This is a genomic window from Sphingomonas sp. M1A8_2b, from assembly GCF_053345535.1.
On the sequence record NZ_JBKFAH010000001.1, the window covers coordinates 320,218 to 338,663 of the forward strand.

Genomic DNA, 18,446 nt, shown 5'->3' on the forward strand with positions numbered 1-18,446 from the left:
CCCCTCAGAGGCCGGCGAACACCGCCAGCCAGTATGTAATGCCAGCCATGATGTAGGCGGCGGCGAACAAATAGCCAACCATGAAGGCGGGCCATTTCCACCCATTGGTCTCGCGACGGGTGACGGCGATGGTCGAGATGCACTGCGGCGCGAACACGAACCACATCAGGAAGGCGAGCGCGGTCGGCAGGCTCCAGCGACCGCGGAGGTTCTCGACCATCGCCTTTCCGCCCTGGTTGCTGTCGGGATCGTCGATCGCGTAGACCGTGCCGATCGCCGCGACCGCGACTTCACGCGCGGCCATCGCCGGGATCAGCGCGAGGACGATGTCGCGATTGAAGCCGATCGGCGCGAACACCGGCGCGATGCCGTTGGCGATGCGGCCGGCGATCGAATAATCGACCGCCGAGATCTTCGGCGCGCCAGCGGGCTGCTCGGGCGGCTTGGGGAAGCTCAGCAGCACCCACAGGATGATCGTCGAGGTCAGGATGATCCCGCCGGCGCGCTTCAGGAAGATCTGCGCGCGGCTCCACAGGCCGATGCCGACGTCGCGCCACTGCGGCCACTGGTATTTCGGCATCTCCATCATAAAGCCCGACGACACGCCCTTGGTCACCGTCCGGCGCAGCACCAGCGCAGCGACGAACGCGCCGACGATGCCCATCACGTACAGCCCGAGCATGACGATGCCCTGGAGCCCCACGAACGGCAGGATCTTCGTGTTGGGAATGAACGCGCCGATGATCAGCGTGTAGACCGGCAGGCGCGCGGAGCACGTCATCAGCGGCGCGATCAGGATCGTCGTCAGCCGGTCCTTCTCGTCGTCGATCGTCCGCGTCGCCATGATGCCTGGGATGGCGCAGGCGAAACTCGACAGCAAAGGAATGAACGCGCGGCCCGACAGCCCGACGCTCGCCATCACGCGGTCCATCAGGAACGCCGCGCGGACCATGTAGCCGCTGGCCTCGAGGACGAGGATGAAGAGGAACAGGATCAGGATCTGCGGCAGGAACACGATCACCGCGCCGACGCCCGCGATCACGCCGTCGACCAGCAGCGAGCGGAGCAGCGACGGGGCGAGTTCGGCGGTGAGGAAAGCCTGCAACGCGGTGAAGCCCGCGTCGATCGCGTCCATGAACGGCTGTGCCCAGTTGAACACCGCCTGGAACATCAGGAACATGATCGCGAGCAACAGGATCGGGCCGGCGACCGGGTGCAGTGCAACCGCGTCGAGCATGTGCGTCCAGCGGCGGACGGTCGTCTCGGATACGGTCGCCGCCGTGGCGATCGCGCGCGCGCGGCGCTGGAGCGTGACGATATCGTCCTGGACGCTGCCGTCCGATTTGCGCAGGCGCATCGGGCCGTTGACGACGATGCTGGATAGAGCGGCCTTGAGTTCGTCGAGCCCCCGCTTGCGGACCGCGACGGTCGGGATCACCGGCACGCCGAGTTCGCGTTCGAGAACCTTGGGGTCCAGCTTCAGCCCGTCGCGCTCCGCCAGATCGACCATGTTGAGCGCGACCACGACCGGCAGGCCGAGGGCGATCAGCTGGAGCGTGAAGCGGAGGTGGTTGTCGAGATTGGCGGCATCGACGACGACGACCAGCGCATCGGGCAGGCGCTCGCCGTCCTGCGTACCGGTGACGACATCGCGCGTGACTCGTTCGTCCGGGGAGGAGGGCTCGAGGCTGTACGCACCGGGCAGGTCGACCAGCTCGACCGGACGCCCGTCGTCGAGCATCAGCCGACCGACCTTCCGCTCGACTGTGACGCCGGGATAATTGCCGACCTTCTGCCGCGCACCGGTGAGCGCATTGAATAGCGCGCTCTTGCCGGCATTTGGATTGCCGACCAGCGCAACCAGCGGTGCTGCGTTCATTCTAAAGGATTATTCGGCCGCGGCAGGCATCGGAGAAACCTGGATCGCGCCGGCGACGGCACGACGCAGCGCGACGGTCATGCGGCCGATCCGGCAGGCGATCGGGCCCTGGCCGAGCGTCGCACGGTGTAGCACCTCGACATCGACACCCTCGTCGAAGCCCAGTTCGCGTAGGCGACGCGCTTCCGGTCCCGCGAGCCGCGCCCACTCGATTGCCGCAACAATAGCGTGCTGCTTGCGCGGCAGTGTTTCGAGGCTGACGGAACGATCGGGGCGAGTGTCCATGATGCGACTGATTATCAGTAACGCCCGGGGAAGGGAAGCCCTAACCGCCGCTGGATACCACCGCCTCAACGCCGCGTCATCCTGACGAAAGTCAGGATCCAGAGCCACATAGCGCGTCGGTCCTGGCTCTGGATCCTGGGTCGAGCCCAGGATGACGGATCTTTGGCGGTTGCCCGCGCTGAATCCCTCAAGTGGTCGGATAGCGCAGACGGCCGACGAATCGCGACAGGCTGAAACCGTGTTCGGTGCGCTTGAGGAAACCGGCCTTGGCCTTTTCGAACTGCATGATCCCGTTGATCCGGCGACCGAGGAACGCACGTGTCTCCGCGAGGCCTTCGCTCTCGTCGTCGAGGAAGACCGTGATCGTCGAGGCATAGACGCCGAGCAGGATGGTCCGCTTGGTGTAGTAATTATAGTCGGTTGCGACATCGCCGGCCGCGCGCCAGATCGTATCGACCGTCCGCCAGCCGAGCCGCGTCGCCTTTGCGAGGTTCTGCGGGAGCGCGAGAATCGCCAGCGCGCGGCGGAGCGATTCGCGGTCGATCGACGTCGCATCGAGCCTTGCCTCGACCAGCGCGGTGATCTTCTCGCGGATTTTCATCAGCGCGAGTCGTTCGGGCGGGACTGCGGCGAGCATGACGCCATCGATGTGCGCAAACCACGCGTCGATCATCTCGACCGCGCCGTGCTTGAACGCGAGCGCGGCGACGTCCCTGTCGATACCCGCCGCTTCAGCGGCCATGTCGCGCGCGGCGTCGGTCCAGCCGTCGAACGCCGCATTGGCAGCGACACCGGGGGCAAGCTTTGCGCGGATTTCGTCGAGCGTAAGGTCCTGGGTCATACCGTCTCCTGCCGTCCAAAATCAGGTGTATCAAGCGCCTCTTCAAGAGGAGGTGCCCGGCGCACCAGCACAAGCGCGACGGCGACCATCGCCACGCCGACCAGATCGGCCGCGCCGAGCCGTTCGCCGTACACGAACCAGCCGACGATCCCCGCCACCACCGGCTGGATCAGCAGCGCGATCCCGATCACCAGCGGCGAGAAGCGGCCGAGCGCATAGATCATCAGGCCCTGGCCGAGCACCTGGCTGCATAAGGCGAGCCCGATCAGCGGCCCCCAGTGCGTCGGCAGCACCCGCTCGCCCATCGCCAGCGCGAACACGAGCAGCGGCAGGATCCCGGCCAGCGTCGATAGAGTCAGCGCGGAAATCGGGGCGAGAGTCGCCCGGGCCCGCGCGATCAGGATGAAATAGACCGTGTAGAGCAGCCCGGCGAGCAGGCAGAACAGATCGCCCGCTAGGTTCTTCGCATCGAGCTGGTACGATCGCCCGAGCAGCAACGCGCCACCCGCTGCCGCCAGCGCCAGCGCCCAGCCTTGCGTCCGCGTCGGCCAACGGCGCGCGATCAGGAAGCCGTAGATCGGAAAGATCAGCGTCGCGACGTTGCCGAACAGCGTCGCATTGGCGAGCGTCGTCCGCAGGATGCCGAGGTGCCATGTGCCGAGATCGGCCGCAAAGCACACGCCGCCCGCGAGCAGCCCGGCGCATAATTTCCACCCGAGCCGCCTTGGCCGCGCGCCCTGCTGGACCGCGAGCGCAACCAGGAACGGTACCGCCAGCGTCAGCCGCCAGAACCCGGCGGCGACCGGCCCGACCTCGGTCGCGCGAACGAACCACGGCCCGAACGCCAGCGCGACGTTGGCGAGGACCAGCGCCGCGAACGCGATCAGCCCCGGTGCGACCGGAGAAATCGGTGCGGCATGAGGAGTCGATGCGGCCGGCGAAATCCTATTCGCCGTATCGGGCACGCTAGATAATCTTTGCGGGTCGGGGCGGTGCATGCGGCCGTGTAGCCTCCTATCTTCCGCCCGTCAGGCATTAAGGAGTTTTCATGCCAAGCCTTTTCGATCCCGTAACGATCGGCGCCGTCGACGCGCCCAACCGCATCCTCATGGCGCCGCTCACCCGCGGGCGTGCCGACAAGGAGGCCGTGCCGTCCGACCTGATGGTCGACTATTACACGCAACGCGCGAGCGCCGGGCTGATCATCTCCGAAGCCACCGGCATCAGCCGCGAAGGCCTGGGCTGGCCGTTCGCGCCGGGTCTGTGGACCGACGCGCAGGTCGAGGCGTGGAAGCCCGTCACCGCCTCCGTGCACGCCGCCGGCGGCCGGATCGTCGCGCAGTTGTGGCACATGGGTCGTCAGGTCCATTCGTCGGTGATCGGCGGCCAGCCGGTTTCGTCGTCGGCGACCAAGACCGAGGGCCAGGCACACACGTTCGAGGGCAAGCAGGACTTCGAGGTCGCGCGGCCGCTCGAACTGAGCGAGATCCCGCGTCTGCTGAACGATTACGAACTGGCGACCAAGAACGCGCTCGCCGCCGGGTTCGACGGCGTCCAGATCCATGCCGCGAACGGCTATCTGATCGACCAGTTCCTGCGCGACAACGCGAACCTGCGTACGGACGAGTATGGCGGCTCGATCGAAAACCGCATCCGCCTGCTGCGCGAAGTCGCCGAGCGCGTGATCTCGGTCGCGGGTGCCGATCGCACGAGCGTCCGCCTGTCGCCCAACGGCGACTCGCAGGGCGTCGACGACAGCAACCCCGAGCCGTTGTTCACCGCCGCCGCCAAGGCGTTGTCGGATCTCGGCATCGCGTTCCTCGAACTGCGCGAGCCCGGCCCCGACGGCACCTTCGGCCGCACCGACGTGCCGAAGCTCAGCCCGGCGATTCGGAAAGTGTTCAAGGGCGTGCTGGTCGTGAACTCCGACTATGACACGCTCGAGAAGGCGCAGGCCGAACTCGACACGGGCAATGCCGACGCGATCAGCTTCGGTCGTCCGTTCATCGCGAACCCGGACCTGCCGGAGCGCCTGCGCACCGGTGCGCCGCTCGCGAAGGACGATGCGAAGACGTGGTACAGCCGTGGTCCCGAGGGCTATGTCGACTACCTCGCGCTCGAGACTGCCAACGCGTGACGACTGGCGACGCTCGATCCTCCCCGCAAGGGGGAGGTGGCAGGCGCCAGCCTGACGGAGGGGGAGGTACGCGCTCACCGCTGTTTCGTCCTCCCCCTCCGTCACCTTCGGCGACACCTCCCCCTCGCGGGGGAGGATCAAGGAGGGTTGCCCCTATTCACCGGAGTCGCCATCGCCTAGCAGCACGCTTCCGCGCCGCGGCGGCGCATCGGTGACGACAGGATTTGCAATGACCGACGGCTGGCCGAGCGGCGGCAGGGGAACCGGACCGCTCATGCCGGGCACCGCCGACCGCGCCGCAAAGCGGGCGGAGGAGCGGGCCAACGGCCGCGAACAACGCGCCAAGGAGCGTCTCGCCGCCGCCGAACACCGATCCGAGTCGCGCGTCGCCGAGCGTGACCGCCAGTCCCAGGACCGCGAGCGCGCCCGTGAAAGCCGGCGTATCGAGGAGGATCAGCGGATCAAGGCACGGCTCGATGCACCGCCGACCAACGACGTCGAGGCGCTGAAGATCTCCAAGCGCCGCCGTTCGGGCGCGCTTGCCCGCAGCGGCGAGGAGTCGAAGACCGATCGCGACACGCGCCGCTACAAGACGATCGTCGATACCGCCCGCATCCGCACGCTCGCCGATCGTGGCGCGTCCTTGGCGGGGCTCGCCGGCGCGTTCGGCATCACGGTCGAAGAGGTCGAGGCTGCGTTGGCGGAAACCGCACCGCGGGACTGAATCCCGTCAGGCGGGATGGCCGTCGCCCGCAAGCCACCGCCTCGCCTCGTCGATATCGAGAAACGTCCGGCAATTCTCGGCCTTGAGATAGCGCTCGGTCTGGAGCTTCGCCAGATGCGAGGCGACCACCGCCGCGATCGGCGCGGACGTCACCTTGAGCGCTTTCGGCATCATCGCTTCGAGCGCATCGACCACCTTCAACGGCTGGATCGCTGCCTTGCGCAGATCCGCGAGCACCACGAACCGCCCATGATAGAGCCGCGCCGCGGTGCCGCGCGCGAGCAGTTCGGCCGAGAACGCCGCGGTCGTCGCGATCGACCAGAACCCCTCGGTCACGATCGTCAGGGTCTTGGTCGGGACGTCGAAACTGATCGTGTACATGCCGTCCGCTAGCACCGTCATGTTAACGATCCGCTATCAATCGGTGCCGGGCAGGTCGACATGCAGGCGCCGGAAGCGCGCCTCGATCAGGCTGTACGCGCCGAACAGCGCCAGCCCGATGCCGGTCAAGGCGAGCAGCCATTTGCCGCCCGGTTGCGATTGCAGCATTTGCAGCGCGTCGGCGACGCCGCCTGCGTCGCTCGCATGCGCGGTCCACGCCGCCAGCCCGAACAGCCCGGCGACGATCAGGAACACCAGCGCGCGGGCGCCGTAGCCGACCCTGCCCATCGTGCAGACATAGCCGGGGGCGGGCGCATCGCCGCGGAGGTCATGAAAGAAGTCGCCGCGCCATGCCTTTTGGCCCTGCTGGAACGCGGCGACCAGCACGCCGACGGCGACCGTGCCGACCAGAATGCGTCCGGCCGGCTGGTCCAGCAGCAACGCGGTCCAGTCGCGGGCGCTTTCGTCGCCGGGCGAAACCGATGCCTCGCGCGATCCGATTTTCATCGCGAGCTTGGCGGCCGTCCAGGCGAGGACCAGATGCGCGATCCCGCTGACGACATGGCCGACCCGCCTGAGGCTGCCCTTGGCATCGCGACCGATCTGCTCGGGGTTCGCCGCGGCCTCGGTCAACCGCCAGACCGCGTAGCCGAGCAGTCCCGCTGCGATGATCGCCAGCAGCACCGGGCCGAGCGGTCCGCCCGCCATCGACCCGATCGCGCCCTGGTTGTCGGCGATCTCGCCCCCATGCAGCGCCGCATCGACCGCGAACCACCCGACCAGGATGTAGACCACCCCGCGGGCGGCAAAGCCGAGCTTGGCGAGCAGCGTCGCATTCGCATCCGAAATCATGATGGCCCCTTTGTTACGGGGGCATAACGGCGCGGCGGTCGCGACGTTCCTGTGGGGGCCAGCGGAGAGTGTGGTTGTCGGCTGCTCTCCCCTTTCAAGCATGTTAGATTTGTTTCCCCGCGAAGGCAGGGATCCAGACTGGGCTCCCGCCTTCGCGGGAGAACAAGGAAGGGCATGGTGCCGTGGTTATCGAGGGGCGGCGGGGCTTAGGGTTTGAGACGGCTGAGGATTCCTTCCGGCCAGCCAAGCGATAACCGCTCTTGTGCTTCAAGATTCGCAGACCCCGAGTATCCTCCCCCGCCAGGGGGAGGTGGCAGGCGCTTGCCTGACGGAGGGGGAGGTAAGGGTAAACCGCTGTTCCGTGTCCTCCCCCTCCGTCGCCTAAGGCGCCACCTCCCCCTGGCGGGGGAGGATTGCAGGCGCGGCGTTCGCGAAGAGATTTCTGAGGGACAACGCCGAGCACCATGCTCACCACTCGCCGGCCTCCCTGGGAAAGGGTAAGGTTATTCCGCGGGCTTTTCGGGTGTCGGGCTCTCCAGCTTTGCACCATCCAGCGTCCTGTCCACCCGAGCCTTCACAGCCGCTTCCGCCGCCTTCTCCGCCGCCGTCCGCCCGAACACCCGCCGGTTCTGGTCCGCCCGCACCAAAGCCTCGGCCCGAGCCCGCTGCTTTCGCGCGAGCCGCAGGTTGATCACCTCACCCACGCGCGAATTTCACGCGAGGAAGCGGTCCTTAAGCGCCAGCATCGCCAGCGCAGCCTTCGCCGCGCCGCCGCCCTTGTCGCCTTCGGTGGGCTTTGCGCGGGTCAGGGCCTGCGCCTCGTTCTCGGTGGTCAGGATGCCGTTGCCGATCGACAGGCCGTCCATCGTCAGTTGCATGATCCCGCGTGCGCTCTCGCCCGCGACGATCTCGAAATGATAGGTTTCGCCGCGGATCACGACGCCCAGCGCGACATACGCGTCGAACGTCTCGCTCTCGGCCGCCAGCGCGATCGCGCCGGGGACTTCGAGCGCGCCGGGCACGGTGACCGTCTCATGCGTATGGCCCGCAGCTTCGATCGCGGCCTTCGCACCCTCGACGAGCAGGTCGTTGAGGTGATCGTAGAACCGGGCTTCGACGATGAGGAGATGCGCCATCAGTTGCTCTTTTCCGTGTTCAGGGACGCGATCGGGCGCTCGCCGACGATCGACAGGCCGTAGCCGTCGAGGCCGACCAGCGTGTGATGCGTGTTGGTGATCAGCACCATGTCGTGGACGCCGAGCTCGGTAAGGATCATCGCGCCGACGCCGTAGTCGCGCAGTTCCTCCATGTCCGGGGTGATCTCCGCACCCGCCTTCTTCATCACCGCAGAGGTGAAGGTGTTGCTGCGCGGACGGTTGATGACGACGATCACGCCGGCGCCCTCGTCCGCGATCATCTGCATCGAGCGCGCGAGGATCCGGCCGCGATCGCCCGATTCGCCGAAGATATCCGCGAACGGCGACAGCGCGTGCATGCGGACGAGCGTCGGCTTGGCGGGATCGATCCTGCCCTTCACGAGCGCGACCTGCTCGGTGCCGGTCGCCTTGTTCCAGAACGTCAGCGCGGTCCAGTCGCCGCCCCACTCGGACGTGAACTTGGCCTCGGCACGCTTCTCGACGAGGTGATCGTGGCGGCGGCGATACGCGATTAGGTCGCGGATCGTGCCGATCTTGACGTTGTGGAACTGCGCGAAGGTGACGAGATCGTCCATCCGCGCCATCGTGCCGTCCTCGTTCATGATTTCGCAGATCACGCCCGAGGGGTTGAGTCCGGCGAGCCGCGCGACGTCGACCGCCGCCTCGGTATGGCCGGCGCGGATCAGCACGCCGCCGTCGCGCGCGACCAGCGGGAAGACGTGGCCGGGGGTGACGATGTCCGCCTTCTGCTTGGTCGCATCGATCGCCACCGCGATGGTGCGCGCACGATCGGCGGCGGAGATGCCCGTCGTGACGCCTTCGAGGGCCTCGATCGAGACGGTGAACGCGGTCTCGTGGCGAGTCCCGTTGTTGCGGCTCATCAGTTCGAGCCCGAGTTCTTCGGTACGGTCGCGGGTCAGCGCGAGACAGATCAGGCCGCGGCCGTATTTGGCCATGAAGTTGATCTTCTCAGGGGTCGCCATCTGTGCGGGTATGACCAGGTCGCCCTCGTTCTCACGGTCCTCGTCGTCGACCAGGATGAACATCCGGCCGTTGCGCGCTTCGTCGATGATCTCTTCGGGACTGGAGAGATAACCGTGCTTGAGGCGCGACAGTTCGGCGGTGGCGTCAGCGGGCAGAGGCACGGTAATGCTCCATTCTTTGGAGGTAGCGGGCGAGGACGTCGATCTCGATGTTGACCGACTGGCCGGTCTGGACCGTGCCGAGCGTCGTCACGCCCCAGGTATGCGGGATGATGTTGAGGCCGAATTCCACCGCGCCGTCCACATCGCGCACGGTGTTGACGGTCAGCGAGACGCCGTCGACCGTCACCGAACCCTTGGCCGCGATGAACGGCGCGATCTCGGGGCCGGCGCGGACGGTGAGGCGGTGTGAGCCACCCTCTTCTTCGATCGCGACGATCGTGCCGAGCCCGTCGACATGCCCGGTGACGATATGCCCGCCGAGTTCGTCACCGAGCTTCATCGCGCGTTCGAGGTTGAACTTGCGGCCCTCGGTCCACTGGTCCTTGGCGGTGCGGCTGATCGTCTCGCCGGAGACGTCGACCGCGAACCAATTGGGGCCCTTGTCGACGACGGTCAGGCAGACGCCCGAGCAGGAGATCGACGCGCCGAGATCGACGGTCGCGGTGTCGTACGCGGTGCTAACGACGATGCGCGTGTCGCCGGGTGACTCCACGCGCGCGACCGTGCCGATGTCGGTGATGATTCCGGTGAACATTATGCCTCGTTTCGTTCGCGCTCGTAGACCTCGAGCCGGTCCATGCCAAGTTGTCGTGCGTCGACCATCGCCCAGCGACCATGCGCCGCGCTCAGGTCGGTAAGGCCGATATCGCCCAGCGCAGGCTTGCCGCCGCCGATCAGAATCGGGGCGCGGTAGAGAAGGAGTCGGTCGACCAGATCGGCGGCCAGGAACGCGGACGCTACGGCCGCGCCGCCTTCGACGAGGATGTGGTCGACGCCCAGAAGCCTGGCGATGTCGTGCGGGGCGGCGATGACGGTCCAACTGGGCACGTCTTGGACGGTCGAAGATAAAAGCACGCGCCTTGGTCCGCGTTCTTCCAAACCCGGCAACCGCACATCGAGTCGCGGCGCATCGGCGTCATACGTGCCGCGACCGACGAGAATCGCTTCGTGCCTGCTGCGCTCCAGATGCGCGTGCATCCGTGCTTGCGGACCGGTGATCCAGCGACTCGATCCGTCCGCCATCGCGATGCAACCGTCGAGCGATGTCGCGAGCTTCAAAGTAACGTGCGGGCGGCCGAGCGCCTGCCGCGTGAGAAAGCCCGCCATCGAACGGCGAGCCTCTTCCGAGCGAACGCCGCGCGTCACCGCGATGCCAGCGGCCTCCAGCCGGGTAAAACCCTGGCCTGCCGTTCGTGCGTCGGGATCTTCGAGGGCGACGAAAACACGTGCAACGCCTGCCTGGATCAGCAAGTCGCTGCATGCAGGTCCGCGCGGGGACTGATGCGCGCAGGGCTCAAGCGTCAAGTAGGCAATGGCCCCTCGCGCGTTCGCACCGGCCTCAGCCAGCGCCATCGCTTCCGCATGCGGACGTCCGCCCGTCTGCGTCCAGCCGCGCCCGACCACGCGACCTTCGCGCACGATCACGCAACCGACGTTGGGGTTGGGCGCGGTCCGTCCGCGTCCCCGCTCGGCCAGCGCCAGCGCGGCGCCCATCCAGCGGGCATCGTACGCTTGGGTCAAATCTCCCCCAGTCAGATCCCCCCTGGTCAGATCCCCATCGCCTTCAACTTGTCGTCCAGCCGCTTGAACGCGGCGCGCTGTGCGTCCTCGCGCGCCTTCTGCTCGGCGAGCGCCTTGGCCTTGATCGGCGCATCGATCTTCTGCTGTGCGATGATCTGCGCGTCGGTGCGATCTGCGGGCCATTGCTCGACGTAGATGATCTTGGGGCGGTATTCCTGCTCGACGTACGAATCCTTCATGAACGCGAAGATCAGAAAGCTCGTCACGCCGAGTGCCGCGATGAGAAAGATCAGCTCGTACGGCTGGCGCTGGCTCAGGAAGAGCCGCAGGTCGCGATAGGCGACGATCGGTGAGAAGCGACTGAAAAGGCCCATGCGACGCAAGATAGGAGAGCGGGGCCGGCTAGGCCAGCCCCGCAGCCCCCGTGTTCGGCTTCTGAGGCTTCAGTTCTGCAAGACAAACGTCAGCGACATCGATCGCCACGCCTCGACCGGAACGCCGTCGCGCGTCGCCGGCTTGAACCGCCACTTCGCCAGCGCACGGTCGAGCGTCGCGCGGTAGAAGGTGTCGGTGGTCGCGCTGACCCGCTCGACTTGCTTCACCCGGCCATCGACCCCGACCAGTACACGGACGACGACCTTGCCCTCGCGTTCGGCGCGGCGCTCCTCGGCTGGATAGCTCGGCTGGAAATCGGCGGCGTAGCGCGGGTCGACGCCCGGCTGCACGAACACCGGCGCAGGCGTTGGCGGATCGACCGCGACGGTCCCGGTTCCAGCGCCTTCGACACCGATCGGCGGCGTGTAGGGGAGGGGATCGGGGGTGACCGCGAAGCCGGTGTCCGTCTGCGTTGGTACCTGCGGGATCGGTGCATCGGGACGCGGGGCAGGTCGCGGTTGCTGGCGGACCAGAGGATTTGCAGGCGGCGTTGGCTCGGGCGGCGGTGGCTGGGTGTACGGCACATAGGTTATGAGCGGCTTGTCGGGTACGAACGGCAGCACGTTCGGCGCCGCGAAGAACAAGGCTCCGATCACCGCGCTATTGATCGCCAGCGCGACGCCGAGGCTCCCGGGATTGAATCCGCCGGTCCGGTTCAGTCGATCCGCGTACATGGTCCGTCTCCCGCATCTCCTCGAGGATGGCGGCGAGATAGGTACCGCCGGTTGGAATGGTACATCATTACATTGTGCGGGCAAGGGGTTTGGAGGAGGGGTGCTGGCGCGAGGTGAGTTGACCTCGTTTGGTCGCTCTTGGGCGATGTCTACCGGTCGGCACCAATTGGCTCGGCTAACCTACCGTACTGCGCTGGCGGTCACATTCTTCGGCCATGTGCACCACCCCGGCGAAGGCCGGGGCCCAATTGGAAAGGTTGGAATAATGGAGCGCGGCGCCCGTGCGCGACGTTCCCCAATTGGGCCCCGGCCTTCGCCGGGGTGGTGGTGAGAGGGAAGGGCGGTGCATTTGTCGAGCGCGGGCAAAGTGACCGCCGGCAAAGTATGGTCCGTTGCGGTCAATTCCACCGCAGCCCTTCCTTCCTTGTTCTCCCGCCTTCGCGGGAGAACATGCTTTTTCGGGCCACCTGCGGGAACGCGAGATCAGCGCGCCGCCAACCGCTCCAAAGCCCGCTCGCGCCCGATCAGCGGCAGCAACGCGGCCATGTCGGGACCATGATCACGCCCAGTCAGCGCACGACGCAACGGCAGGAACAACGCCTTGCCCTTGCGCCCCGTCTCCGCCTTCAACCGAGCCGTCAGCGCGTGCCAAGGGTCGCTCGACCAATCGATCGCCTCCGCCGCCATCAGCGCCTGATCGAGATACGCCGCATCGACGTCGCCCTCGACCGCGATCGGCCCCTCGATCACACCCCACCAGTCCGCCGTATCCGCCAGCGTCACCAGGTTCGGTCGCACCGCCTCCCAAGCCGCCACATCCATGCCCTCGGGCAACCGCTCGGCCACCGCCTCATATGGCAGCGCATGCAGGATGCGCGCGTTCAACGCCGCCAGCTCCGCCTCGTCGAACCGCGCCGGCGCGCGGCCGAACCGCGCGAAATCGAACCCGGCGATCAGCGGCGCGGCGTCGGCGATCGGCTCGACCGGGTCGCTCGTCCCGATCCGCGCCAGCAGCGCACGCACCGCCTGCGGTTCTATCCCGACTTCGCGGAAATGATCGACGCCGAGCGAGCCGAGCCGCTTCGACAGCTTGCCCTCCGCGCCGGTCAGCAACGCCTCGTGCGCAAACCGCGGCGGCGTGACGCCGAGCGCGGCGAACATCTGCAACTGGAGCGCGGTGTTCGACACGTGATCCTCGCCGCGCACGACATGAGTCACGCCCATCTCGGCATCGTCGATCGCCGACGGCAGCATATACAGCCACGACCCGTCCGCGCGGCGGATGACCGGATCGCTCATCGTCTTCGCCTCGAAATGCGCCACGCCGCGGATCAGGTCGTCCCACGCGATCGCCGAGTCGTGATCGAGCTTGAACCGCCAATGCGGCTTAACACCGCCCGCTTCGAGCTTCGCCCGCGCGTCGTCGTCCAACGCCAGCGCCGCGCGATCATAGATCGGCGGCAACCCGCGCCCGGCCTGGATCTTCCGCTTCAGATCGAGTTCCTGCGACGTCTCGTACGCGGGATAGACATGCCCGCTTGCAACCAACGCCGCGAACCGCGTTTCGTACAGCGCGAACCGCGCCGACTGCCGCTCCTCCGCGTCGGGCGTCATCCCGAGCCAGTCGAGATCGGCGCGGATCGCCTCCACGAACCGTTCTTCGCTGCGTTCCGGATCGGTATCGTCGATCCGCAGCACGAACTTGCCGCCGTTGGCCCGCGCGAACATCCAGTTGTGGAGCGCGGTGCGGATGTTGCCGACGTGCAGGCGGCCGGTGGGCGAGGGGGCGAAACGGGTGATCACGGTCATGGCTTCGACCTAGAAGCGAACGCCTGTCACGGCAACGCGTGCGTGCCCGACTCTCTGTAGGACCCCGCCCCCCGAATTGACCGCCGTCAGACCGACCGGATGGCCTGCGCGGCGCGCCGCAGATCGTCGATCATCGCGGTGGACATCGCCCGCTTGGGGGCGAAATGATACATTTGCTCGTTCAGGCCAAAGGCGAAGATGTCCCTGGTTTCGAACCAGCCGTGATAATCCGACCACGGCATGTCGCTCATGCTCGTATCGGATTTGAACGTCAGGCGCTCGTCGGTCCACGCCAGGCTGAAGGTTCGATCGAGCGAACGCTGCTGATGAAACAGCCGTCGCGCGCGACGGGGCGCCAACGCGAAAATGGCGGTCCAGACCGCGGTGAGCCAGAGTATCCCGGCGCCGACCCCGTACAGAAACGCGGGGATGCTGACCCTCCCAGAATCGCCGATGTCGATCGCGACGCCCACCATGCCGGCAACCAACGGCACGCAGATCACCCAAAGCTTGAATTGACGGCGACGCAGCGCGCGCAGGAAACTGCCGCGGGAGACCGCGATGTAATCCTCGACTGTCGGCTTGAACACAAATCCGTCCGCCATCGCCTCTCTCTTCCCCCGTGCGCCACTCCATTCTAAGGGAGCACCGTCCGCGGGAAAAGGCGATACGATGAAACTGATGACCGGCAATTCCAACCTGCCCCTCGCGCAGGAGATCGCCGCCTATCTCGAGACTCCGCTGACGGACGTCAGCGTGCGGCGGTTCGCCGACGAGGAGGTCTTCGTCGAGATCAACGAGAACGTCCGCGGCGAGGACGTGTTCGTGATCCAGTCGACCGGCTACCCCGCCAACGACAACCTCATGGAATTGCTGATCATGATCGACGCGCTCAAGCGTGCGTCGGCGCGGCGCATCACCGCGGTGATCCCGTATATGGGGTACGCGCGGCAGGACCGGAAGCCGGGCCCGCGCACGCCGATCTCGGCCAAGCTCGTCGCCAACCTGATCACCGTCGCGGGCGCGAACCGCGTGCTGTCGGTCGACCTGCATGCCGGCCAGATCCAGGGCTTCTTCGATATCCCGACCGACAATCTCTACGCGGCGCCGGTGATGTCGGCGGACATCCTCGCGCGGTTCAAGGGCAAGAATTTGATGGTGGTGTCGCCCGACGTCGGCGGCGTGGTGCGTGCGCGCGTGCTCGCCAAGCGGCTCGACAACGCGCCGCTCGCGATCGTCGACAAGCGTCGCGAGCGCGCCGGCGAGTCGGAGGTGATGAACATCATCGGCGAGGTCGAGGGGCGCTTCTGCATCCTGGTCGACGACATCGTCGATTCGGCGGGCACGCTGTGCAACGCGGCGGCGGCTTTGAAGGAGGCGGGCGCCGAGGACGTCGTCGCCTATGTCACGCACGGCGTGCTGTCGGGCGGTGCGGTGGCGCGCGTCGAGGGTTCGGAACTGCGCGAATTGGTGATCACCGACTCGATCGGCAACCACGACGTGATCAAGGGCGCGCACGGCAAGATACGCCACCTCCAGATTGCGCCGCTGCTCGGCGAGGCGATCAAGCGGATTGCGGACGAGACGAGCGTGTCGAGCCTGTTTGATTGACGGACGCAGGCGCGGCTACGCCCGCGCCGATGCCCGCTAAAAGCGGGCAGCGCCCGGCACGGCCGGCGGTCGGCTAACGCCGAACCGTCCGACGACGGCTTTGCCGACGGCGCGCCAACTGAGACCACCTCCATCTCCGTCATCCTGACGAAAGTCAGGACCCAGGGTTATGAACGATGACGCCTTTGGCTCTGGGTCCTGACTTTCGTCAGGATGACGGAAGGGGGTCATGAACGCCCTCACGCCGTCTCAAAGCACCAGATACGAAAAGACCCGCGGCATTCGGCATGCCGCGGGTCTTTCACGATACCAATCCCAAAAGCCGATCAGCCCTCGTAATCGGCACCCAGATTCTGGTTCCGCGGCGGCGCTGCTGCGGTGAGACGAAGCGCCTCGGCCGATGCCGACAGGCTGCCGACGGCGTCGACCTCGTCGTCGTCGTCGACGCGAACCTTCTGCAGGCCCTGGATGACCTGTTCCTTGAGATGCGCCGGCTTGACGTTCTCGTCGGCGATCTCGCGCAGCGCTACGACTGGGTTCTTGTCGCGGTCGCGCTCGAGCGTCAGTTCAGCGCCGCCCGAAATCTGGCGCGCACGCTGGGCCGCGAACAACACCAGGTCGAACCGGTTGGGGATCTTGTCGACACAATCCTCGACGGTAACGCGCGCCATGCGGCTTCCTTCGTAACAACGATAGAGTGAGAACGTGTCGCCTAGGGGGTATGGCCCGCATAGTCAAGAAATCCGCCGCGGGTTGCCACCGGCCGGCCTCGTGTCCATCACGCGGCGCATGGACGAACCCGCCGAACAACCCAGCTTCACCGTCGAGGGCAACCGGCTGACGCTGCTCGATACCGGCCCCCGCCGCCTAGATGCGGTGCTGGCGCTGATCGACGGCGCCGAGCGGACGCTGCGCGTGCTGTATTACATCTATGCCGACGACGAGTCCGGCAAGCGCGTCAACGCCGCGCTGATCGCGGCCGCCAAGCGTGGGGTCGAGGTGTCGCTGATCGTCGACGGGTTCGGCAGCGACGATGCGCCGCACGCATTCTTCGAACCGCTCGAAGCCGCCAACGTCTCGGTATGCCGGTTCTCCGCGCGGTTCGGCCGACGCTATCTTCTGCGTAACCACCAGAAGCTCGCGCTCGCGGACGAATCGCGGATCATCATCGGCGGTTTCAACATCGAGGATGATTATTTCGGCACCGTCGCCGAGCACGCGTGGCGCGATCTGGGGCTGCTGGTCGAGGGCCCTGCCGCCGGGCGGCTGACGGGCTATTTCGATGCGTTGCAGGCGTGGATCCACGAGCCCAAGGGCAAGCTGCGACACCTGACGGCGGCGTTGGCGAAGTGGAGCGAGACTCAAGGACCGACGCGCTGGCTGATCGGCGGCCCCACGCGCAAACTGTCGCCCTGGGCGCGCGCGGTGCGCGACGACATGCGGCGGGGCGCGCGCATCGACGTGATCGCGGGCTATTTCACGCCGAGCCCCGCGCTGTTGCGGCGGCTCGATCACGCCGGGCGTCGCAATGCCGGGGTCCGCGTTGTCACCGCGAGCAAATCGGACAACAACGCGACGATCGCCGCTGCGCGGTTCACCTATGCCGGGCTGTTGCGCAAGGGCGTGCGGCTATTCGAATACCAGCCGACCAAGCTGCATACCAAGCTCTATGTGATCGATGACGTGGTCCATATCGGCTCGGCGAACTTCGACATGCGCAGTCTGTTCATCAACATGGAGCTGATGCTGCGGATCGAGGATGCGGCGTTCGCGGGCCATGTCCGGCGCTATGTCGACGGCGAGGTGGCGAAATCGGTCGAGGTGACTGCTGCACTGTACAAGGCGAACACCGGCTGGGTGCAGCGGCTGAAGCAGCTCGGCGCGTATTTCCTGGTCGCGGTGGTCGACCCGAGCCTGTCGCGCGGGCTGAACTTCGGGATCGATGAGTAGAGGGGGCAGCGGCGGCCAAAGACATCGGCCCCACTCCGTCATCCTGACGAAAGTCAGGATCCAGGGCCGAGAACGCCGTCCTGTTTGGCTCTGGGTCCTGACTTTCGTCAGGATGACGGAGGGGGTTTGGACGAGCTTCCCGTTTACCGGACTTGGACCACATCAGCGCCGCCGGCAAAGCCGCCGTCGGACGGGTTCGGCTATCTAGCCGACCCGCCGGCCGGGCCTGACGCTGCTTGCGCAGCGGCGCGGGCGTGGCCGCGCCTGCGTCAGGCCTTCCACGCCCAGTACAGCTGCGCGGGTGGTACGTTCCACCACTCCATGTCGTGGTCGATCGCCTCGAAATGCGGCGTCAGGAAGTCCTTCACCTTGGGCGAGAACTGATAGACCAGGAACGCGCCGCCGGTCCGCAGCACCGCATGCGTCGCGGCCGCGATCGCCGGGCCGACACCGGGGGGCAGCGTCGAGAACGGCAGGCCGGACAACACGTAATCGGCCTTTTCGAAGCCGTGGTCGGCGACGATCGTCTCGACCGCGTCCGCCGAGCCCAGCACCGCGAAGAACCGCGGGTCGGTGATCGTGTGGCGCAGATAGCGGATGAAATCGGGGTTGGTGTCGATCACCACCAGCTTGGCATCCGGCGCCATGCGGTCGAGGATCGGCCGGCAGAACGTGCCGACGCCTGGGCCGTATTCGACGAACAGCTTGCAGTTCGCCCAGTCGACCGGCCCCAGCATTTTCCGAATCAGCTTGTCCGACGACGGCACGATCGATCCGACCATGACGGGATGTTTCAGGAACCCCGAAAAAAACATCTGCCACGGGGACGGCACGCCGGCGGGGCGACTGCGTGCACGCCGGGTGGCGGTGGTCGAACTGGGCATCGTGTTCCTTACGATCAGGGGTCCCGCACGGTGGCGGAGCTTTGCCCCTCCCGTCGCACGAATTCCGAACGCGTTTCAAGGGCCGCGGGTTGCATGCGGCG

General features: G+C 66.7%; 21 protein-coding genes. 4 read left to right on the forward strand and 17 right to left on the reverse strand.

The genetic code is table 11. The features are described 5' to 3' along the window. Window positions 1-4: 4 nt before the first annotated feature. From feoB to ACLBWL_RS01675, 4 genes are all read right to left on the reverse strand, one after another. Window positions 5-1,879 carry a ferrous iron transporter B gene (gene feoB / locus ACLBWL_RS01660; protein ID WP_447789661.1) on the reverse strand — a complete coding sequence of 625 codons (1,875 nt, stop codon included), beginning with the start codon at window positions 1,877-1,879 and terminating at the stop codon, window positions 5-7. A 9-nt stretch (window positions 1,880-1,888) separates the two neighbouring features. Then, window positions 1,889-2,164, reverse strand: a complete 276-nt coding sequence (locus tag ACLBWL_RS01665; RefSeq protein ID WP_055874807.1) for a FeoA family protein — start codon at window positions 2,162-2,164, stop codon at window positions 1,889-1,891. 187 nt (window positions 2,165-2,351) lie between these two features. Next, window positions 2,352-3,005, reverse strand: coding sequence for a COQ9 family protein (locus ACLBWL_RS01670; protein WP_447789663.1), 654 nt, complete (start codon window positions 3,003-3,005; stop codon window positions 2,352-2,354). Beyond that, window positions 3,002-4,003: a DMT family transporter gene (locus ACLBWL_RS01675; protein WP_447789665.1), complete on the reverse strand. Its 1,002-nt coding sequence runs from the start codon at window positions 4,001-4,003 to the stop codon at window positions 3,002-3,004. The genes ACLBWL_RS01670 and ACLBWL_RS01675 overlap by 4 nt, the downstream gene beginning before the upstream one ends. 50 nt (window positions 4,004-4,053) lie before the next feature. On the opposite strand from ACLBWL_RS01675, the gene ACLBWL_RS01680 reads away from it, so the two are divergent. Together ACLBWL_RS01680 and ACLBWL_RS01685 are read left to right on the forward strand one after the other, a co-directional pair. Further along, window positions 4,054-5,142 (forward strand): alkene reductase, encoded by a 1,089-nt coding sequence (locus ACLBWL_RS01680; RefSeq protein WP_447789667.1) that lies wholly within the window; start codon window positions 4,054-4,056, stop codon window positions 5,140-5,142. Between the two features lie 229 nt (window positions 5,143-5,371). After that, window positions 5,372-5,866: a hypothetical protein gene (locus tag ACLBWL_RS01685; RefSeq protein ID WP_447789669.1), complete on the forward strand. Its 495-nt coding sequence runs from the start codon at window positions 5,372-5,374 to the stop codon at window positions 5,864-5,866. A 6-nt stretch (window positions 5,867-5,872) separates the two neighbouring features. Here the strand turns inward: ACLBWL_RS01685 and ACLBWL_RS01690 are convergent, their stop codons facing one another. The 11 genes from ACLBWL_RS01690 to ACLBWL_RS01740 all read right to left on the reverse strand — a co-directional run bounded on the left by ACLBWL_RS01690 (window position 5,873) and on the right by ACLBWL_RS01740 (window position 14,505). Then, a complete protein-coding gene (locus ACLBWL_RS01690; protein ID WP_447789671.1) occupies window positions 5,873-6,268 on the reverse strand; it encodes a hypothetical protein in 396 nt (131 codons plus the stop codon). Between the two features lie 15 nt (window positions 6,269-6,283). After that, complete coding sequence (locus tag ACLBWL_RS01695) at window positions 6,284-7,099, reverse strand: DUF1206 domain-containing protein (RefSeq protein WP_447789673.1); 816 nt, start codon at window positions 7,097-7,099, stop codon at window positions 6,284-6,286. Window positions 7,100-7,602: 503 nt separating this feature from the next. Continuing rightward, complete coding sequence (locus ACLBWL_RS01700; RefSeq protein WP_447789675.1) at window positions 7,603-7,803, reverse strand: DUF4169 family protein; 201 nt, start codon at window positions 7,801-7,803, stop codon at window positions 7,603-7,605. A 9-nt stretch (window positions 7,804-7,812) separates the two neighbouring features. Continuing rightward, window positions 7,813-8,235 carry a 6,7-dimethyl-8-ribityllumazine synthase gene (ribH, locus tag ACLBWL_RS01705; RefSeq protein ID WP_447789677.1) on the reverse strand — a complete coding sequence of 141 codons (423 nt, stop codon included), beginning with the start codon at window positions 8,233-8,235 and terminating at the stop codon, window positions 7,813-7,815. Next, window positions 8,235-9,395, reverse strand: a complete 1,161-nt coding sequence (ribB, locus tag ACLBWL_RS01710; protein WP_447791941.1) for a 3,4-dihydroxy-2-butanone-4-phosphate synthase — start codon at window positions 9,393-9,395, stop codon at window positions 8,235-8,237. The genes ribH and ribB overlap by 1 nt, the downstream gene beginning before the upstream one ends. Further along, the gene (locus tag ACLBWL_RS01715; RefSeq protein ID WP_447789679.1) at window positions 9,385-9,996 is read right to left on the reverse strand and encodes a riboflavin synthase; all 612 of its coding nucleotides are present in this window, start codon (window positions 9,994-9,996) and stop codon (window positions 9,385-9,387) included. Before ACLBWL_RS01715 ends, ribB begins: the two co-directional genes overlap by 11 nt. Next, window positions 9,996-10,955, reverse strand: coding sequence for a bifunctional diaminohydroxyphosphoribosylaminopyrimidine deaminase/5-amino-6-(5-phosphoribosylamino)uracil reductase RibD (gene ribD / locus ACLBWL_RS01720; RefSeq protein WP_447791943.1), 960 nt, complete (start codon window positions 10,953-10,955; stop codon window positions 9,996-9,998). The genes ACLBWL_RS01715 and ribD overlap by 1 nt, the downstream gene beginning before the upstream one ends. 53 nt (window positions 10,956-11,008) lie before the next feature. Further along, a complete protein-coding gene (locus ACLBWL_RS01725; RefSeq protein WP_447789681.1) occupies window positions 11,009-11,356 on the reverse strand; it encodes a hypothetical protein in 348 nt (115 codons plus the stop codon). 69 nt (window positions 11,357-11,425) lie between these two features. Next, a complete protein-coding gene (locus ACLBWL_RS01730) occupies window positions 11,426-12,091 on the reverse strand; it encodes a TonB family protein (protein ID WP_447789683.1) in 666 nt (221 codons plus the stop codon). 483 nt (window positions 12,092-12,574) lie between these two features. Beyond that, the gene (gene gltX, locus ACLBWL_RS01735; protein ID WP_447789685.1) at window positions 12,575-13,900 is read right to left on the reverse strand and encodes a glutamate--tRNA ligase; all 1,326 of its coding nucleotides are present in this window, start codon (window positions 13,898-13,900) and stop codon (window positions 12,575-12,577) included. Window positions 13,901-13,986: 86 nt separating this feature from the next. Next, on the reverse strand, window positions 13,987-14,505 hold the full coding sequence (locus ACLBWL_RS01740) for a YcxB family protein (RefSeq protein WP_447789687.1): 519 nt from the start codon (window positions 14,503-14,505) through the stop codon (window positions 13,987-13,989). A 67-nt stretch (window positions 14,506-14,572) separates the two neighbouring features. Between ACLBWL_RS01740 and ACLBWL_RS01745 the strand changes: the two genes are divergently transcribed. Beyond that, window positions 14,573-15,511 carry a ribose-phosphate pyrophosphokinase gene (locus ACLBWL_RS01745; protein ID WP_056053689.1) on the forward strand — a complete coding sequence of 313 codons (939 nt, stop codon included), beginning with the start codon at window positions 14,573-14,575 and terminating at the stop codon, window positions 15,509-15,511. A gap of 326 nt (window positions 15,512-15,837) precedes the next feature. Here ACLBWL_RS01745 and rpoZ read toward each other — a convergent pair whose 3' ends face one another. Next, window positions 15,838-16,182: a DNA-directed RNA polymerase subunit omega gene (rpoZ, locus tag ACLBWL_RS01750; RefSeq protein WP_056053686.1), complete on the reverse strand. Its 345-nt coding sequence runs from the start codon at window positions 16,180-16,182 to the stop codon at window positions 15,838-15,840. A 118-nt stretch (window positions 16,183-16,300) separates the two neighbouring features. Between rpoZ and ACLBWL_RS01755 the strand changes: the two genes are divergently transcribed. Beyond that, window positions 16,301-17,461, forward strand: a complete 1,161-nt coding sequence (locus ACLBWL_RS01755) for a phospholipase D-like domain-containing protein (protein ID WP_447789690.1) — start codon at window positions 16,301-16,303, stop codon at window positions 17,459-17,461. 269 nt (window positions 17,462-17,730) lie between these two features. On the opposite strand, the gene ACLBWL_RS01760 is transcribed toward ACLBWL_RS01755, so the two are convergent. Further along, entirely contained in the window at window positions 17,731-18,345 is a 615-nt protein-coding gene (locus ACLBWL_RS01760) for a class I SAM-dependent methyltransferase (protein ID WP_447789692.1), read from the reverse strand. Window positions 18,346-18,446: the final 101 nt, after the last annotated feature.

Coding starts and splice junctions, on each gene's coding strand:
- ACLBWL_RS01730 (WP_447789683.1), bottom strand. CDS start 12,091: ATGTACGCGGATCGACTGAACCGGACCGGCGGATTCAATCCCGGGAGC.
- ACLBWL_RS01685 (WP_447789669.1), top strand. CDS start 5,372: ATGACCGACGGCTGGCCGAGCGGCGGCAGGGGAACCGGACCGCTCATG.
- ACLBWL_RS01690 (WP_447789671.1), bottom strand. CDS start 6,268: ATGACGGTGCTAGCGGACGGCATGTACACGATCAGTTTCGACGTCCCG.
- ACLBWL_RS01665 (WP_055874807.1), bottom strand. CDS start 2,164: ATGGACACTCGCCCCGATCGTTCCGTCAGCCTCGAAACACTGCCGCGC.
- ACLBWL_RS01755 (WP_447789690.1), top strand. CDS start 16,301: ATGGACGAACCCGCCGAACAACCCAGCTTCACCGTCGAGGGCAACCGG.
- ACLBWL_RS01695 (WP_447789673.1), bottom strand. CDS start 7,099: ATGATTTCGGATGCGAATGCGACGCTGCTCGCCAAGCTCGGCTTTGCC.
- ACLBWL_RS01745 (WP_056053689.1), top strand. CDS start 14,573: ATGAAACTGATGACCGGCAATTCCAACCTGCCCCTCGCGCAGGAGATC.
- ACLBWL_RS01715 (WP_447789679.1), bottom strand. CDS start 9,996: ATGTTCACCGGAATCATCACCGACATCGGCACGGTCGCGCGCGTGGAG.
- feoB (WP_447789661.1), bottom strand. CDS start 1,879: ATGAACGCAGCACCGCTGGTTGCGCTGGTCGGCAATCCAAATGCCGGC.
- ribH (WP_447789677.1), bottom strand. CDS start 8,235: ATGGCGCATCTCCTCATCGTCGAAGCCCGGTTCTACGATCACCTCAAC.
- ACLBWL_RS01675 (WP_447789665.1), bottom strand. CDS start 4,003: ATGCACCGCCCCGACCCGCAAAGATTATCTAGCGTGCCCGATACGGCG.
- ribD (WP_447791943.1), bottom strand. CDS start 10,955: ATGGGCGCCGCGCTGGCGCTGGCCGAGCGGGGACGCGGACGGACCGCG.
- ACLBWL_RS01670 (WP_447789663.1), bottom strand. CDS start 3,005: ATGACCCAGGACCTTACGCTCGACGAAATCCGCGCAAAGCTTGCCCCC.
- rpoZ (WP_056053686.1), bottom strand. CDS start 16,182: ATGGCGCGCGTTACCGTCGAGGATTGTGTCGACAAGATCCCCAACCGG.
- ACLBWL_RS01680 (WP_447789667.1), top strand. CDS start 4,054: ATGCCAAGCCTTTTCGATCCCGTAACGATCGGCGCCGTCGACGCGCCC.
- ACLBWL_RS01760 (WP_447789692.1), bottom strand. CDS start 18,345: ATGCCCAGTTCGACCACCGCCACCCGGCGTGCACGCAGTCGCCCCGCC.
- ACLBWL_RS01725 (WP_447789681.1), bottom strand. CDS start 11,356: ATGGGCCTTTTCAGTCGCTTCTCACCGATCGTCGCCTATCGCGACCTG.
- ACLBWL_RS01740 (WP_447789687.1), bottom strand. CDS start 14,505: ATGGCGGACGGATTTGTGTTCAAGCCGACAGTCGAGGATTACATCGCG.
- gltX (WP_447789685.1), bottom strand. CDS start 13,900: ATGACCGTGATCACCCGTTTCGCCCCCTCGCCCACCGGCCGCCTGCAC.